This window comes from Demequina subtropica (genome assembly GCF_000971235.1).
GTDB classification, from domain to species: domain Bacteria; phylum Actinomycetota; class Actinomycetes; order Actinomycetales; family Demequinaceae; genus Demequina; species Demequina subtropica.
Genome location: NZ_BBMB01000001.1, coordinates 236,587 through 253,027 on the forward strand (window position 1 = coordinate 236,587; position 16,441 = coordinate 253,027).

A 16,441-nucleotide genomic window follows, 5' to 3' on the forward strand; every position below is an offset into this window, starting at 1 on the left:
CCGCGGGGGACTACCCTCCTTTCACCAGGCAGAGACGAGGACGATCATGAGCAGCACCGATGTGACCATCGTGGTGGTGGATCCCGCTGAGCTGAAGCCGGCGGATGTCAAGCAGGTTCCCGTGCGCGAGGGCGACGACGCCTGGAAGATCGCGGACCTCCGACAGATCGTCGAGGTCCTCAACGCCGACGTCGAGCGCCTGGTCACGGAGCTGGGCGTGACCGAGCACGAGCTCGACGACCTCCTTCACGCGTCGGAGGGCGCCGGCGACGACCAGGCCGACGCCGGTTCGACCGCGCTCGAGCGCGAGCAGGAGATGTCGATCGTCAACAACACGCGCGACATGCTCGAGCAGAGCGTCGACGCGCTGCGCCGCATCAAGAACGGCCGCTACGGCGCGTGCCAGTCGTGCGGCCAGGGCATCGGCCGGGCGCGCCTCATGGCGTTCCCGCGCGCGAACCTGTGCGTCACCTGCAAGCAGCGCGAGGAGCGCCGTTGACCTGGAGGCCCGCGTTCTGGCTCTGCGCCGCGGGGGTGGTGGTCGCCGACCTGGCGACCAAGCAGTGGGCGTTGCACGCCCTCACGCCCGGTGTCGAGCATCCTCTGGTCGGTGACCTCCTGTCGCTCCAGCTCGTCTTCAACTCCGGGGCGGCGTTCAGCCTCGGCGACGAGTCGACGTGGATCCTCACGATCGTCGCGCTGGCCGTGACCGCCGCGATCGTGGTCTACGGACGCCGCGCGCAGTCGCGGTGGAGCGCGGTGCTCTTCGGGCTCGCTCTCGGTGGCGCGCTCGGCAACCTCATCGACCGACTGTTCCGCGACCCGTCGTTCGGCGAGGGCCACGTGGTCGACATGATCAAGTACTTCGACTGGTTCATCGGCAACGTCGCGGACATCGCGATCGTGGGCGCGGCCATCGCGCTCGTGATCGCCGCGATGATGTCCAAGCCGATCCTCGAGCCGGCCGCCGACGATGCCACGGCGCCCGACTCCACGGCGCCCGACGCCGCGGGGGACGACGTCGCCACCGACGGCGCGACCGAGCGTGGCTGACACCCGTTACCTCCCGGTCCCCGACGCGCTCGTCGGGGAGCGGGCCGATGCGGCGCTCGCGCGCATGCTCGGCATGTCCCGCACCAAGGTGGCGGACATCCTCGACGGCGGCGGCGTCATGCTCGACGGAGGCGTCGTCGGGCGCTCCGACCGGCTCGCCGACGGCATCCTCGCGGTCGACATCCCCGAGGACCGGCCGGCGGCGCCCGAGCCCGTGATCCCCGGCGGTCTCGAGATCGCCTACGAGGACGAGGACATCGTCGTCGTGAACAAGCCCGTCGGCGTCGCGGCGCATCCCTCGCCGGGGTGGACCGGGCCCACCGTGGTCGGCGCGCTCACCGGTGCCGGCTACCGCCTCGCGGAGGCCGGGCCGCCCGAGCGCCAGGGCATCGTGCATCGTCTCGACGTCGGCACCTCGGGCCTCATGGTCGTGGCGCGCACCGTGCCGGCCTACTCGGTCCTCAAGCGGGCGTTCAAGGAGCGCACGGTCGAGAAGATCTACCATGCGGTCGCGCAGGGACACCTCGACCCGACCGAGGGCACCATCGACGCGCCCATCGGCCGCCACCCGAGCTCGGACTGGAAGTTCGCGGTGGTCGAGGGCGGCAAGCCCTCCGTCACGCACTACGAGGTGCTCGAGATGTTCCCCGCGGCGTCGCTGCTCGAGATCCACCTCGAGACCGGCCGCACGCACCAGATCCGCGTGCACATGGCGGCGATGCGCCACCCGCTGGCGGGCGACCTCACCTACGGCGCCGATCCGACGCTCGCGCAGCGGCTCGGGCTCTCGCGCCAGTGGCTGCACGCCCACGAGCTCGCCTTCGAGCACCCGACGCGGGGCGGCGAGGTCCGCGTGTCCTCGCACTACCCTGCGGACCTCGCGGCGGCGCTCGAGATCCTGCGCGGCTGATGCGCGTCGACGTGGTGCGCTCCGCCGCGCAGCTCGAGGAGGCGATGAGGGTCCGCATGGCCGTGTTCGTCGCGGAGCAGGGCGTGAGCCCCGACATGGAGCGCGATGCGCAGGACGACGACCCTCGCACGGTCCACGTCATCGCGCGCGGCGCGGACGGCGCCGTGCTCGGCACCGGGCGCCTGCTGGCGCCGCACACGGACGCCTTCCATGCCGATCACGGCGCGATGGACCCCGCCAACCCGCACATCGGCCGGCTCGCGGTGCTCGCTGCGGGGCGCGGCACCGGTGCGGGGCGTGCGCTCATGGAGGCGCTCGAGGCGGAGGCGCTCGCGCTCCACGGCCTCGACGGTCGGGTGCGCGTCGAGCTGAGCGCGCAGGACCAGGCGATGCCGTTCTACGCGCGCCTCGGCTACGTCGCGCACGGCGAGGGCTACCTGGACGAGGGCATCCCGCATCACGACGCGTACAAGGACGTCGAGGCGTCCTGAGCCCCACCCCGGACAGTCGCAACGGAGCGGGTCCCGGGTGCCCGGCGTGTCGCGGCCTGCCGTGGCCTCGCGCCGGCGTGTCGCGGTGAGATCCGTTGCGGCTGTCGGAGGGAGTCAGCCCAGGGAGTCGAGGAGCTGGAGGCTCGCGGCGACGATCTGCGCGCGCGCCACGTCGTCGGACACGGTGGGGTCGCCGTCGCCGGGCTGCGCGCCGTAGGACCCGAACTGGGCGTGGGCGGCGCCCTCGATCTCCGTGAAGGCCGTGCTCGCGGGGAGGTCGGCGCGCGAGGCGTCGATGTCCGCGGGGGTCGCGAGCCCGTCCTCGGAGCCCGAGACCGAGGCGACGGCGCCGTCGAAGGACGTGAGGTCGTCGGCGGGGTAGGAGGCCCAGAGCAGCAGCCCCGCGACGGGGGAGACCTCGTCGGTGGGGTAGGCCACGCCCGCCTCGATCGCGGCGACCGTGCCACCCAGGGAGTGCCCGGCGACCACCCAGGGCCCGCCGCGCTCGTCGACCAGGGAGTCGAGCGCGCCCATCGACAGGAACGCGATCCCGAGCGGCTCCTTGACGATCACGACCTCGTGGCCGGCCTCCGCCAGCGGCCGCAGATGCGCCGCGTACGCGCGCGCCTCGACACGCGCGCCCGGGTAGAACAGCACCCCGACTCCCTCGGCGTCGCTCGCGGGCGCGAGGACGATGCGGGTCGCGGTCTCGGTCACCGTCACGGTGGCGTCCGAGGTCATCGCGGCGAGCGCGGGCTCGATCGCGGAGAACGGCCGCAGCCACGCGATCAGCGCGACCCACGCGAGGCTCGCGAGGATCCCGATCAGGCGGAGCACCAGCGTCGCGGCGCCGCCCGCGCGCCTGGGACGGCGCCAGCGCCACAGCGTGACCCCGCCGATCACGACGGTGGCCGCGAGCATGATCGCGTAGGCCGGGTGGCCGTGGACCACCGCGCCCCACGCGGTCAGCGCGAGCACGATCGCCGCGACCACGGCGAGCGCCGCGATCCCGCGGATCGTCCACGCCTCCCAGGCGGGGGAGGTGCGGGGGGCGTCGTCGTGCGCGGTCGTGTCGGCCATGACCCGCACGCTATCCGATCGCGGCGAGCGCCTTGCGGATGCGCTGCTCGGAGATCGGCCCGTCGGTACCCAGCCGTTGCGCGAACAGCGAGACCCGCAGCTCCTCGATCATCCACCGGACGTCGTCGAGCGCCGCCTCGGTCGCGGGGGACGTCCGGCCCTTCGCGTGCGCCGCGCGGACCGTCTCGTAGGCCTCGACCGCCTGTCCCACGTGCCACGCGAGCTGCGCGTCCTTGCCCGGATCCGACTGCGCCTTCTCCAGACGATGCGCGGCCGCCTTGAGGTAGCGGGCCAGGTGGGGGAGGCGGTGCGCGGGCGTGCGTGCGACGAAGCCGTCGCCGACGAGCGCCGCGGCCTGCTCGCGGAGCTCCTGAAGCGTCGCCAGGAGCGACAGCGAGGTCGCGGCGCGCACCGCGACGTCGAGATCGCGCGCCGCGGAAAGCGCCGCGGCGGACTCCCGGGCGACCCGGAGGACCTCGTCCTCGAGCCGGTCGCGCACGGTGCCGCGCAGCGCCTCGTACGCCGCGCGGTCGCGCGCGGCGCCCGCCCCGGGCGCGAGCGCCGTCACCGCGGCGATCTGCAGATCGTCGACGAGCGCCTCGGTGGAGCGGTACGGGGACGCTCCCAACGCCAGGGACTCCTGAGGCGACCACCGCGTGGTGACGCGCTTGACCGGCAGGCCCACCTCCGCCAGCAGCAGCCGGCGGACGCCCGCGGCATGGGCGAGGTCGCGCTCGCCCGCGTCCGCGAGCACGCGCAGCGCGGCGTGCGCACCGCCCTTGCGCTCCTCGACGATCGCCGGGTACCCGCGTGCCACGACGCCGTGCACCGTCCCCTCGACCTCGTCGGGGAGCGTGTCGAGCGCGGGCCATGCCGCGAGGTCGTCGACCTCCGCGACCGCGGCGCTCGCGGGACGCGGCGGGGGAGCGCCCCCCGATCCGGACGCCCCGGCGACCGCCGCCGGAGACCCGGACCGTGCATCGTCCGGACGTCCCTTGCCGCGCGCGGCCGCGTCGGCGGCGCGCCGCACGGCGGTGCGCACCGCCGCCTCCGCCCGGGGGGCGAGCGAGCGCTGGAGCATCAGCAGATCGTGAGACTCCTCGAGGACACGCGGGGCACGCCCGGTCGGCTCGACCACGCGGAAGGTCATGCGCAGGTGCGCGGGCAGACGCTCCGCGAGCCCGTCCCAGGCCTCCTCGGGGATGTCGACGTCGCGCAGGTCCCGCACGGCACGCGCGAAGGCGTCCCGGAAGGGCTCGGCCATGTCGCCGGCGCGCACGACGTCCGCCCACGCCGGCACGTGCGCCGCCATCCACGCCACGATGTCGCGCGCGGCGTCGGGCGCGGGCACCAGGAGGCGCCGCACGGGCTTGGGCAGCGCGCGGATCGTGGCGGTGACCAGCTCGGGCAGCATGCCCGGCACGAGCCAGTCGAAGCCCGCTTCGATCACTCGCGGCAGCACCCCGACCGGGATGTGCACCGTGACGCCGTCCGCGGCCGTGCCCGGCTCGAACTGGTACGTGAGCGGGAGCTCGAGGTCGAGCTGGGGCCAGCGCTCGGGGAACGCGTCGGGATCGACGGCGGCGTGCTCGGGGACCAGCTCGTCGAGGGTCAGAGTGAGCAGCTCGGGGTCCTCGCGGCGCGCGCCCTGCCACCAGCGGTCGAAGTGCCGTGCCGACACGATGGACTCCGGGAGGCGCGCGTCGTAGAACGAGTAGAGCGTCTCCTCGTCGGCGATGACGCCGCGGGTGCGTGCGCGCGCCTCGATCTCGGCCGCCTCCTCCAGCACGCGCTGGTTGCGCCGCCAGAAGCCGTGGTGCGTGGTCCACTCGCCCTGGATCAGGGCGTGACGGATGAAGAGGTCGCGCGCGTCCTCGCGGTCCACCTTGGCCCACAGCACGGGCCTGTCGGCGACGATGGGCACGCCGTAGAGCAGCACCTTCTCCGTCGCCATCGCCGCCCCGCGCTTCGATGACCAGTGCGGCTCGGAGTAGGTGCGCTTGGCCAGGTCGCCCGCGAGCTCCTCGGCCCACGCGGGATCGATGCGGGCCACGTCACGGGCCCACAGCCGTGACGTCTCCACGAGCTCCGCCGCCATGACGAACTCCGGCGGCTTCTTCGACAGCGGCGAGCCGGGGTTGATCGCGAACCGGATGCCGCGCGCACCGATGAACTCGTTGGACGCGCGCTTGCGGGCGCGGCGCATCTCCTTGGCACGCGCCTCGCCCTTGAGATGGGTGAAGGAGCTCGCCTTGAGCTGGAGGACGTCCTGCGCGCCGATCTGCGACAGCAGCCCCGCGAGGATGCTCCGGTGGATCGCGTCGTCGTCCCAGACGTGCCGCAGCGCACCGGTCCCCTCCGCATCGTCCACGGGGGAGGGCTTGCGGTACGCCATCTCGATGTCGATCGACTTCGCGGCCTCGCGCAGCTGCTGCACCAGGTCCTGCCACTCGCGTACGCGCAGGAAGTTGAGCATCTCGGACCTGCACAGGCGCCGGAACTGGTTGCCGGACAGGGCGTGCTGGCGCTCGCGGACGTGCTCCCACAGGTTGAGGTAGGACAGCAGGTCCGACGCGGGGTCCGCGAAGCGACGATGCAGGACGTCCGCCTCCTCGCGCTTCTCGGTGGGCCGCTCGCGCGGGTCCTGGATGCTGAGCGCGGCAGCGATCACCGCCACCTCGCGCGCGACGCCATGACGGGCGCCCTCGACGATCATGCGGGCCTGCCGCGGGTCGATGGGCAGGCGCGCGAGATTGCGGCCCGTCGCGGTGAGGGCGGTCCGCCCGTCGCGCGTGGTGATCGCGCCGAGCTCGCCGAGCAGCTGCACGCCGTCGCGGATCGCGCGGGTGTCCGGCGGCTCGACGAACGGGAAGCGGGCCACGTCCTCGGGCGACTCGACCACGCCCACGGAGATCATCTGCAGCAGCACGCTCGCGAGCGAGGTGCGGAGGATCTCCGGCTCGGTGAAGGCGGGGCGGGACTCGAAGTCCTCCTCCGAGTACAGGCGGATCGCGATGCCGTCCGCGAGGCGGCCCGCGCGTCCCGAGCGCTGGCGCGCGCTCGCCTGCGACACGGGCTCGATCGGGAGCCGCTGGACCTTGGTGGCCTTGGAGTAGCGCGAGATGCGCGCCGTGCCGGGGTCGACGACGTAGTGGATGCCGGGCACGGTGAGCGAGGTCTCGGCGACGTTCGTGGCCAGCACGATCCGGCGGGCCGTGTGCCGCTCGAACACGCGGTGCTGATCGGCGGCGCTCAGCCGGCTGTAGAGCGGCAGGATCTCGACGCGGCGCGGGTGGCGCGGGTCGCGTGCGCGGTCGCCCAGATGCGCCTCGAGCCCGTCCGCGGCGTCGCGGATCTCGCGCTCGCCCGAGAGGAAGACCAGGATGTCGCCGTCGCCCCACGTCATGAGCTCGTCGCATGCCTCGACGATGCCCGCGACCAGGTCCTTCTCCTCGCCCTTGGCCTCGCCCTCGAGCGGGCGGTAGAGGATCTCCACGGGGTACGTACGTCCGGTGACCTCGACCACCGGGGCGCGACGCGCATCGTCCTCGGGCGCGTCGGAGGGGAGCGGTCCGCCTTGCGCGAAGTGGCGCGCGAAGCGCTCGGAGTCGATGGTCGCGGAGGTGATGATCACCTTGAGATCGGGGCGGCGCGGGAGCAGGTTCGTGAGGTAGCCCAGGAGGAAGTCGATGTTGAGGCTGCGCTCGTGGGCCTCGTCGATGATGAGCGTGTCGTAGGCCAGCAGCTCGGGGTCGCGCTGGATCTGCGCGAGCAGGATGCCGTCCGTCATCACCTTGACGAGCGTCGTGTCCGAGCTCTGGTCGGTGAAGCGCACCTGGTAGCCGACGATCCCGCCCAGCTCCGTGCCGATCTCCTCGGCGATCCGCTCGGCGACCGAGCGCGCGGCGATGCGGCGCGGCTGCGTGTGGCCGATCTGCCCTGCGCGGCCACGGCCGAGCTCGAGGCAGATCTTGGGCAGCTGCGTCGTCTTCCCCGAGCCGGTCTCGCCCGCGACGATCACCACCTGGTGGTCGCGGATCGCGGCCGCGATCTCCTCGCGCCGCGCGCTCACGGGCAGCTCGGCGGGGTACGCGATGGCGGGAACCTCGACGGCGGAGCGCCGCTCGGCCGCCGCCTCGAGCGCGCGCCGGCTCACGCGGGGACGATGCGCATCGTCCCTCCGTCCTCCGCCTCGCCCGTGCCGGGGGTTGCGTCGGGGCCTGGTCTGCTCGGTCACCGGGCCATTCTCCCAAGTCGCGCCGACACCTCCGACCGTTCGCCGGGTCGTGCCCTCAGTGTCGGTGGCGGCTCCTAGAATCATCACCATGCCCGGCAAGGATTTCGTCCATCTCCACGTCCACACCGAGTACTCGATGCTGGACGGTGCGGCGAAGATCGGGGACCTCTTCAGCGAGGCGGAGCGCCTGGGCCAGAGGGCGATCGCCACCACGGACCACGGCTACCTCTTCGGCGCCTACGAGTTCTGGAACAAGGCGCAGAGCACCGGGGTGAAGCCGATCATCGGGCTCGAGGCGTACCTGACCCCCGGCACGGCGCGCGGCGACCGCACGCGCGTGCGCTGGGGCGACCGCGGCCAGGAGTCGGACGACGTCAGCTCGGGCGGTGCGTACACGCACGCGACCATGTGGGCGCGCGACACCGCGGGCATGCACAACCTGTTCCGCCTCGCGTCCTACGCGAGCCTCGAGGGGCACTTCTACAAGGCGCGCATGGACCGCGACCTGCTGCAGCGCTTCTCCAAGGGCATCATCGCGACCACGGGCTGCCCCTCGGGCGAGGTGCAGACGCGCCTGCGCCTGGGCCAGTACGACGAGGCGCTCAAGGCGGCCGCGGAGTTCCAGGACATCTTCGGCAAGGACTCCTACTACGTCGAGCTCATGGATCACGGGCTCGATATCGAGAAGCGCGTATTCGAGGACCTGCTGCGCATCTCGAAGGCGATCGGCGCCCCGCTGGTCGCCACCAACGACCTCCACTACACCAAGAAGGAGGACTCGACCGCGCACGAGGCGCTCCTGTGCGTGCAGTCGGGATCGACCCTCAACGAGCCGACCTACGACCAGGGCGGCAAGCGCTTCGCGTTCTCCGGCGACGGCTACTACGTGAAGTCGTCGGAGGAGATGTGGGACATCTGGGGCGACTACCCGGAGGCGCTCCACAACACGGTCGCGATCGCGGAGCAGTGCGAGGTCGAGTTCAACACCAAGGCCGACTACATGCCGGTCTTCGACTGCCCGCCGGGCGAGGACGAGCACTCGTGGTTCGTCAAGGAGGTCCAGAAGGGCCTCCATGAGCGCTTCGGTCCCGAGATCCCGGCGCACGTCCAGGAGCGCGCCAACTTCGAGATCGAGGTCATCGCGGGCAAGGGCTACCCGGGCTACTTCCTCGTCGTCGCCGACTTCATCCAGTGGTCCAAGGACAACGGCATCCGCGTGGGTCCCGGTCGAGGCTCGGGTGCGGGCTCGATGGCCGCCTATGCGATGAAGATCACCGACATCGACCCGATCGTCCACCAGCTCTACTTCGAGCGCTTCCTCAACCCGGAGCGCGAGTCCAAGCCCGACTTCGATATCGACTTCGACGAGCGCAGGCGCGGCGAGGTCATCCAGTACGTCACCGAGAAGTACGGCCAGGAGCGCGTCTCCATGATCGTGACGTACGGCACCATCAAGGCCAAGCAGGCGCTCAAGGACTCGACGCGCGTGCTGGGCAAGCCCTTCTCGCTCGGCGAGCAGCTCACCAAGGCGTACCCCGAGGCGATCATGGGCAAGGACATGCCGCTGAGCGGCGTGACCGATCCCGAGCACCCCCGCCACTACGAGGGCGAGGACTTCCGCGCGCTGCTCGCGCAGGACCCCGACGCGAGCCAGGTGTTCGAGCTCGCGCAGGGCCTCGAGGGCCTCAAGCGCCAGTGGGGCGTGCACGCGGCCGGCGTCATCATGTCCTCCGACCCGCTGATCGACATCATCCCGATCATGCGCCGCGAGCAGGACGGCGCGGTCATCACGCAGTTCGACTACCCGACGTGCGAGACGCTCGGCCTGGTCAAGATGGACTTCCTGGGCCTGCGCAACCTCACGATCCTCGACGATGCGCTCGAGAACATCGTCGACAACGGCAAGGAGCCGCTGGTGCTCGAGGACCTCGAGCTCGCCGATGACGGCACGTTCGACCTGCTCGCGCGCGGCGACACGCTGGGCGTGTTCCAGCTCGACGGCAACGCGATGCGCCAGCTCCTGCGCCAGATGAAGCCCGACAGCTTCGAGGACATCTCCGCGGTGCTGGCCCTGTACCGCCCCGGCCCGATGGGCATGAACTCGCACACCAACTATGCGGAGCGCAAGAACGGCCGCCAGGAGATCGTGCCGATCCATCCGGAGCTCGACGAGCCCCTCAAGGAGGTGCTCGGCATCACCTACGGCCTCATCGTCTACCAGGAGCAGGTGCAGCGCATCGCGCAGATCGTCGCGGGCTACACCCTGGGCGCGGCCGACCTGCTCCGCCGAGCGATGGGCAAGAAGAAGAAGGAGATCCTCGACAAGGAGTTCGAGCCCTTCAAGAACGGCGCGCTCGAGCGCGGGTTCTCCCTCGAGGCGATCAACGCCCTGTGGGAGACGATGCTCCCGTTCGCGGACTACGCCTTCAACAAGGCGCACACCGCGGCGTACGGCGTGCTCTCGTTCTGGACCGCGTACCTGAAGGCGCACTACCCGACCGAGTTCATGGCGGCGCTGCTCACCTCGGTGGGCACGGACAAGGACAAGTCCGCGCTGTACCTCGCCGAGTGCCGCCGCATGGGCATCACGGTGCTGCCCCCGGACGTCAACGAGTCGAAGGGCACCTTCGCGGCCGTCGGCGGGGACGTGCGCTTCGGCCTCACCGCGGTGCGCAACGTGGGCGCGAACGTGGTCGCGGAGATCGTCAAGGCGCGCCAGGAGAAGGGCGCGTTCACGTCCTTCGCCGACTTCCTCGACAAGGTTCCCGCGACGGTGTGCAACAAGCGCACGATCGACTCGCTGATCAAGGCCGGGGCCTTCGACTCGATGGGCTACTCCCGCCGCTCGCTCAACGCGGTGCACGAGCAGGCGATCGACTCGGTGGTCGGCGTCAAGCGCCAGGAGGCCACCGGCCAGTTCGACCTCTTCGCGGACGTCGAGGACCTGGGCGGGGGAGTGACGGTCGAGGTCCCCACGCTCGACGAGTGGGACAAGAAGACCAAGCTCAACCTCGAGCGCGACATGCTGGGCCTCTACGTCTCCGACCACCCGCTCTCGGGGCTCGACCACATCATCCGCTCCGAGGCCTCGCACCAGATCCTGGGCGCGACCCCGGCCAACGGCGTCCAGGAGGGCGCGCAGATCACGCTCGCGGGCCTGGTGACGCGCGTCGACCGCCGCATCGCGAAGTCGGGCAACCCCTACGCGATCGTGACGCTCGAGGACATGACGGGCGAGACCGAGGTCTCGTTCTTCGCGAAGACCTACGAGACCTACGCGCGCGACCTCGCGGACGATGCGGTGCTCGCCATCAAGGTGCGCTGCCGCGAGCGCGGCGACGGCGGCCTCCAGTTCTCGGCCGTCGAGGTGCGGATCCCGAACCTCAACGTCACGGACACGTCGCCGGTGGCGATCATGGTGCCGGCGACGCGCGTGACGCTCCCGCTGGTGGAGCAGGTCAAGGGCATCCTGCGCTCGCATCCCGGTCCCATCGAGGTGCGGATGGTGCTCACGGGCCCCGAGCAGCCGCTCACCATGCGCCTGGGCGACGAGTTCCGCGTCGCGCGTTCGTCGGCGCTGTACGGCGACCTCAAGGCGGCGCTCGGTCCCAGCTGCCTCGCGGGAGCCTGACCCGCCCCACCGGAAGTGGGAGGTGAGTGTCGCCTTCGGGCACTCGCCGCCTCACAGTGGTCGACCATCGACGCGCGCGGGTGCGCCGCGGCTCAGAGCGATCACGGCGGTGGCGCGATCGCGGCGACCCGACGCTCGACCACCACGCTCGCGGGAGCCGGGCGGGCGGGCTCGGTGGGCTCTGCCCGCACTAGAGTGAGGACGTGCTTTCCAGGATCGATCTGCGTGACCAGGACCTCTCCGCCCGCGAGCTGCTCGACGTGGTGCCGCGCGCCGAGGTGAACGTGAGCGACGCGCTCGCCGTCGTCGAGCCGATCATCGCGGACGTCCGTGCCCGCGGTGTCGAGGCGCTGCGCGAGCTCGCCGCGCGCTTCGACGGCGTGGAGCTCGAGCATGTGCGGGTCCCTGCCGAGGCGATCGAGGAGGCCCTCGAGGGCCTCGACCCCGCGGTGCGCGACGGCCTCGAGGAGGCGATCGACCGCGTCGGCCGCTTCCACCGCGCGACCGTGCCGCCGCCGGTGGAGGTCGAGCTCGCTCCCGGCGCGACCGTCTCGCAGCGGTGGGTCCCGGTCGGACGCGTCGGGCTGTACGTCCCGGGAGGCCTCGCGGTCTACCCGAGCTCCGTGGTGATGAACGTCGTGACCGCGCAGGCCGCGGGCGTGCCGTCGATCGCGGTGACCAGCCCGCCGCAGCGCGAGTTCGGCGGCCTGCCGCACCCCACGATCCTCGCGGCGTGCGCGCTGCTGGGCGTGACCGAGGTCTACGCCGTCGGAGGTGCCCAGGCGATCGGCATGCTCGCGTACGGCATCGACGGGCTGTGCGACCCGGTCGACGTCATCACGGGCCCGGGCAACGTCTACGTCGCGGCGGCCAAGCGCGCCGTCAACGGCGTGGTCGGGATCGACTCCGAGGCCGGGCCGACCGAGATCGCGGTGATCGCCGATGCCACCGCCACGCCGCGCTGGGTCGCGGCGGACCTGCTGAGCCAGGCCGAGCACGACCCGATGGCGGGCTCCGTCCTCATCACCGACTCGGTCGAGCTCGCGGAGGAGGTCGAGCGTCAGCTCGGCGACCTGGTCGACGAGACGAAGCACCTGGCTCGCACCAAGGAGGCGCTCAGCGGTCGGCAGAGCGCGGTCATCCTCACCAGCGGCATCGACCAGTCCGTCGCGGTCGCCGACGCGTACGGCGCGGAGCACCTCGAGATCCACACCGCGGACGCGCGCGAGGTCGCGGCCCGCATCCGCAACGCGGGCGCCGTGTTCGTGGGCGAGCACTCCCCGGTGCCCCTGGGCGACTACCTCGCGGGTTCGAACCACGTGCTGCCCACGGGCGGCACCGCGCGCTTCGCGTCCGGGCTGGGGGTGACGGCCTTCCTCAAGGCGGTGTCGTACATCGACTACAGCGCCGATGCGCTCGCCGCCGTGGGGGAAAAGGTGGTCGCGCTCGCGAACGCCGAGGACCTCCCGGCGCACGGGGCGGCGATCCGCGCCCGCACCGAGGGCTGAGGCCGGCCCGGACCGCACGATCCGCACGCGATGATGCGGAAGCCGCCGTCGTCACGACACGATCAGCACCTGTTGTCGTCAGGGGCGGGTGGACGGCTGGCCAGGGGCGCGCGGAAGGTGGGTCGGGCGCGGCCGCTACCGCACCCCGAGCACGAACGGCAGCACCGATGCGGCGCCGGCCTGCCGGAGCATGCGCGCCGCGACGGTGAGGGTCCAGCCGGAGTCTGTGAAGTCGTCGACCAGCATCACGCGCGCGCCGTCGAGGTCGCCCGCGACGCCGGGCTCGAGCTCGAGGCGCCGCGCGACGCCCGCGAGGCGCACCGCCGAGTTGACGTCATGGCGGTCGGGTCCGGGGCGATCGTGCCGGGGCGCGACCCAGCCCGCGAACGGGACCCCGAGCCACCGCGCGAGGCCCGGAGCGAGGTGGGCTGCGAGCAGCGGCCTCGTCGCGGAGCGCACGCCCACGACCGCGTCGACGGCGGTCCGGGCGGTGCCGTCGGGATCGACGCCGTCCCACAGCGCCTCCCAGTCCTCGAGCACGCGCACCGCCGCTCCGCGCAGCGGGACGGGGGTCTCGCCGTCGACCGGCGCGCCGTCGGCGTCACGCGCCTCGAACAGGTCCCGGAGCGCGCCCGACCAGCCGAGCCCGTCGAGGCGCGCGATCGCGCGTCCCGCTGATGCCTGCTCGCCCGGCGCGATCCGGCCGCGCAGGTCCACGCCGAGCGCGTCCATACCGGTGGGCCATTGGCGACGCGCGGTGACCTCGATGCCGACGCGGTCGAGGCCGGCCTGTGCCGACGCGACGGCGTCCGCCGACGGCGCGGCCGGCACCGTGACGCCGCCGCAGCGGTCGCAGCGGCCGCAGGACCAGTCCGCGGCGAGCTCCGGATCGTCGAGCACGCGCCGCAGGAACGCCATGCGGCATCCAGAAGCGGCCTGGTAGTCGAGCATCGTGCGCTCCTCGGCCTGCCGGGCGGCGGCGACGCGCGCGTAGCGGTCACGGTCGTAGCCCCAGGGGGCGCCGGTCGCGATCCAGCCTCCTTGGACGCGGCGCACGGCGCCGTCGACGTCGAGCACCTTGAGCATCGACTCGAGCCGCGAGCGTCGCAGGTCCACGCGCGCCTCGAGCGCGGGCACCGACAGGGGAGAGTCGGTCGGCAGCGCCGCGAGGGTCGCGCGCACGGTCTCCTCCGGAGGGAAGGCCTGCGAGCCGAACCACTCCCAGATGGCGCGGTCCTCGCGGCCGGGCAGCAGGACCACGACGGCGCGGTCCACCCCGCGGCCGGCGCGCCCCACCTGCTGGTAGTACGCGATGGGCGAGGAAGGCGCCCCGAGGTGCACCACGAAGGCGAGGTCCGGCTTGTCGAAGCCCATCCCCAGGGCCGACGTCGCGATCAGCGCCTTGACCCGGTTGTCCTTGAGGTCGCCCTCGAGCCTCTCGCGCTCGGCCGGATCCGTCTGGCCGGTGTAGGCCGCGACCTCGAGGCCCGCGGCCCGCAGCTGCGACGCGACCTCCTCGGCCGCGGACACCGTGAGGCAGTAGACGATCCCGGACCCGTCCATGGCGCCCAGCGAGGAGGCGAGCCACGCCACGCGCGCGGCAGGGTCGGGCAGGTCGAGCACCGCAAGGTGGAGCGACTCGCGGTCGAGCGGCCCGCGCAGCACCAGCACGTCCGCATCCGCCGCACCCCCGGTCACGCTCAGCTGCTCCGCCACGTCCGCGGTGACGCGCGCGTTCGCGGTGGCGGTGGTCGCGAGCACGGGGATCCCGGCGGGGAGGTCCGCGAGGAGCGTGCGGATGCGGCGGTAGTCGGGGCGGAAGTCGTGGCCCCAATCGGAGATGCAGTGCGCCTCGTCGATCACCACGAGCCCCGCGTCGGCCGCGAGCCTGGGCAGCACCTCGTCCCGGAACTGCGGGTTGTTGAGGCGCTCGGGCGAGCACAGGAGCACGTCGACCTCGCCGGCGGCGATCGCGGCATGCACGCCGTCCCACTCGGTCACGTTCGCCGAGTTCACCGTGACGGCCCGGATGCCGGCGCGTGCGGCCGCCGCGATCTGGTCGCGCATGAGGGCGAGCAGCGGCGACACGATGACCGTCGGCCCCGCGCCGCGGTCGCGCAGCAGCCGCGTCGCGACGAAGTACACGGCCGACTTGCCCCACCCGGTGCGCTGCACGACGAGCGCACGCGCGGAGCGCGACACGAGCGCGTCGATCGCGCTCCACTGGTCCTCGCGCAGCGCGACGTCCTCGCGGCCCACGAGCCGCCGCAGCGCAGCCTCGGCGTCGGTGCGGAGGGACGATGCGGCGGTGACGGCGGGGGACGGGACCATCCCCCGATGGTAGGGCGGGGGACCGACACGCCTCGCGCCTCGGTCCCCGCCCAGGGGGATCAGCTCATCTCGAGCACGATCCGCCCGTCGATGCCGCCCTTCAGCATGCGGTCGAACACGTCGTTGATCGCGTCGAGCGGCTCGGTGGTGAAGGTCGGGTAGACCTTGCCCCGCGCGAAGAAGTCGATCGCCTCCGCCATGTCGCGCCGGGTGCCCACGATGGAGCCGCGGATCGTCCACGCGTTGAGCACCACGGAGAAGATGTCGAGCGGGAACTGCTCCGGCGGCAGGCCCACGAGCGCGACGGTCCCGCCGCGACGCAGCGATCCGACGGCCTGGGGGAACGCCTTGCCGTTGACCGCGGTCACGAGAGCCCCGTGGACGCCTCCGCCGGTGGCCTCGTGGATCGCCGCCACCGGGTCCGCGACCGTCATCGCGTTGACCGTCACCTCCGCGCCGTGCTTCGTGGCGAGCGCGAGCTTCGAGTCGTCGACGTCGACGGCGACCACGCGCTTGCCCATCGCGACGGCGTACTGCACCGCGATGTGGCCGAGCCCGCCGATGCCGGAGATCAGCACCCAGTCGCCGGGCTGGGTGTCGGTCATCTTGAGGCCCTTGTAGACGGTGACGCCCGCGCACAGGATCGGTCCCGCGGCGGCCAGGTCGACGCCGTCGGGCAGGATCGGGCAGTACCGCGAGTCGACCACCATGTACTCGCCGAACGAGCCGTTGACGGCGTAGCCGCCGTTGAGCTGGTTCGGGCACAGCGTCTCCCAGCCCTTCTCGCAGTACTCGCACTCGCCGCACGCGGACCACAGCCACGCGTTGCCCACCACGTCGCCCTCCTTGATGCGGGTGACGCGCTCGCCGACGGCGACCACGGTCCCCACGCCCTCGTGCCCCGGGACGAAGGGCGGTGCGGGCTTGACGGGCCAGTCGCCGTGCGCCGCGTGCAGGTCGGTGTGGCACACGCCTGTGTGGCTCACCTTCACCAGGGCCTCGTAGCCGGAGGGCACCGGCAGGGGCAGATCGCTCACGTCGAGCGGTTCTCCGAAGGCGCGGACCACGGCCGCGCGGAAGGCATCCATCTTTCGCTCCTTTGCGTAGAAGACGGGCGCCGGGCGGTGCCCGTCGCTCCAGTCTCAGCCGCGCGACCTGGTCCCGCCAGGGGACCAAGGTCATGCCTGGACGTCGGATCGG

Annotated in this window: 10 protein-coding genes; 6 read left to right on the forward strand and 4 right to left on the reverse strand. The window is 72.4% G+C overall.

Annotated elements, in window-relative coordinates:
• Nucleotides 1–46: 46 nt before the first annotated feature.
• The 4 genes from AOM06_RS01155 to AOM06_RS01170 are packed head-to-tail and all read left to right on the forward strand — an operon-like array spanning nt 47 to nt 2,454.
• Nucleotides 47–499, forward strand: a complete 453-nt coding sequence (locus AOM06_RS01155) for a TraR/DksA family transcriptional regulator (RefSeq protein ID WP_062301418.1) — start codon at nt 47–49, stop codon at nt 497–499.
• Nucleotides 496–1,053, forward strand: coding sequence for a signal peptidase II (gene lspA, locus AOM06_RS01160; RefSeq protein WP_082105197.1), 558 nt, complete (start codon nt 496–498; stop codon nt 1,051–1,053). The genes AOM06_RS01155 and lspA overlap by 4 nt, the downstream gene beginning before the upstream one ends.
• On the forward strand, nt 1,046–1,963 hold the full coding sequence (locus tag AOM06_RS01165; protein WP_062301420.1) for an RluA family pseudouridine synthase: 918 nt from the start codon (nt 1,046–1,048) through the stop codon (nt 1,961–1,963). Before lspA ends, AOM06_RS01165 begins: the two co-directional genes overlap by 8 nt.
• Complete coding sequence (locus AOM06_RS01170; RefSeq protein ID WP_062301422.1) at nt 1,963–2,454, forward strand: GNAT family N-acetyltransferase; 492 nt, start codon at nt 1,963–1,965, stop codon at nt 2,452–2,454. Before AOM06_RS01165 ends, AOM06_RS01170 begins: the two co-directional genes overlap by 1 nt.
• A 114-nt stretch (nt 2,455–2,568) precedes the next feature.
• Here the strand turns inward: AOM06_RS01170 and AOM06_RS01175 are convergent, their stop codons facing one another.
• Nucleotides 2,569–3,534 (reverse strand): alpha/beta hydrolase, encoded by a 966-nt coding sequence (locus AOM06_RS01175; RefSeq protein WP_156163523.1) that lies wholly within the window; start codon nt 3,532–3,534, stop codon nt 2,569–2,571.
• Between the two features lie 10 nt (nt 3,535–3,544).
• Nucleotides 3,545–7,771 carry an ATP-dependent RNA helicase HrpA gene (gene hrpA / locus AOM06_RS01180; protein WP_439644710.1) on the reverse strand — a complete coding sequence of 1,409 codons (4,227 nt, stop codon included), beginning with the start codon at nt 7,769–7,771 and terminating at the stop codon, nt 3,545–3,547.
• Nucleotides 7,772–7,859: 88 nt separating this feature from the next.
• Between hrpA and dnaE the strand changes: the two genes are divergently transcribed.
• Both dnaE and hisD read left to right on the forward strand, forming a co-directional pair.
• A complete protein-coding gene (gene dnaE / locus AOM06_RS01185; protein WP_062301574.1) occupies nt 7,860–11,402 on the forward strand; it encodes a DNA polymerase III subunit alpha in 3,543 nt (1,180 codons plus the stop codon).
• Between the two features lie 203 nt (nt 11,403–11,605).
• Nucleotides 11,606–12,910: a histidinol dehydrogenase gene (gene hisD, locus AOM06_RS01190; protein ID WP_062301429.1), complete on the forward strand. Its 1,305-nt coding sequence runs from the start codon at nt 11,606–11,608 to the stop codon at nt 12,908–12,910.
• 135 nt (nt 12,911–13,045) lie between these two features.
• Here the strand turns inward: hisD and AOM06_RS01195 are convergent, their stop codons facing one another.
• Nucleotides 13,046–15,241, reverse strand: a complete 2,196-nt coding sequence (locus AOM06_RS01195) for a RecQ family ATP-dependent DNA helicase (RefSeq protein WP_062301431.1) — start codon at nt 15,239–15,241, stop codon at nt 13,046–13,048.
• A 59-nt stretch (nt 15,242–15,300) separates the two neighbouring features.
• A complete protein-coding gene (gene adhP / locus AOM06_RS01200) occupies nt 15,301–16,329 on the reverse strand; it encodes an alcohol dehydrogenase AdhP (RefSeq protein WP_062301435.1) in 1,029 nt (342 codons plus the stop codon).
• Nucleotides 16,330–16,441 lie beyond the last annotated feature (112 nt).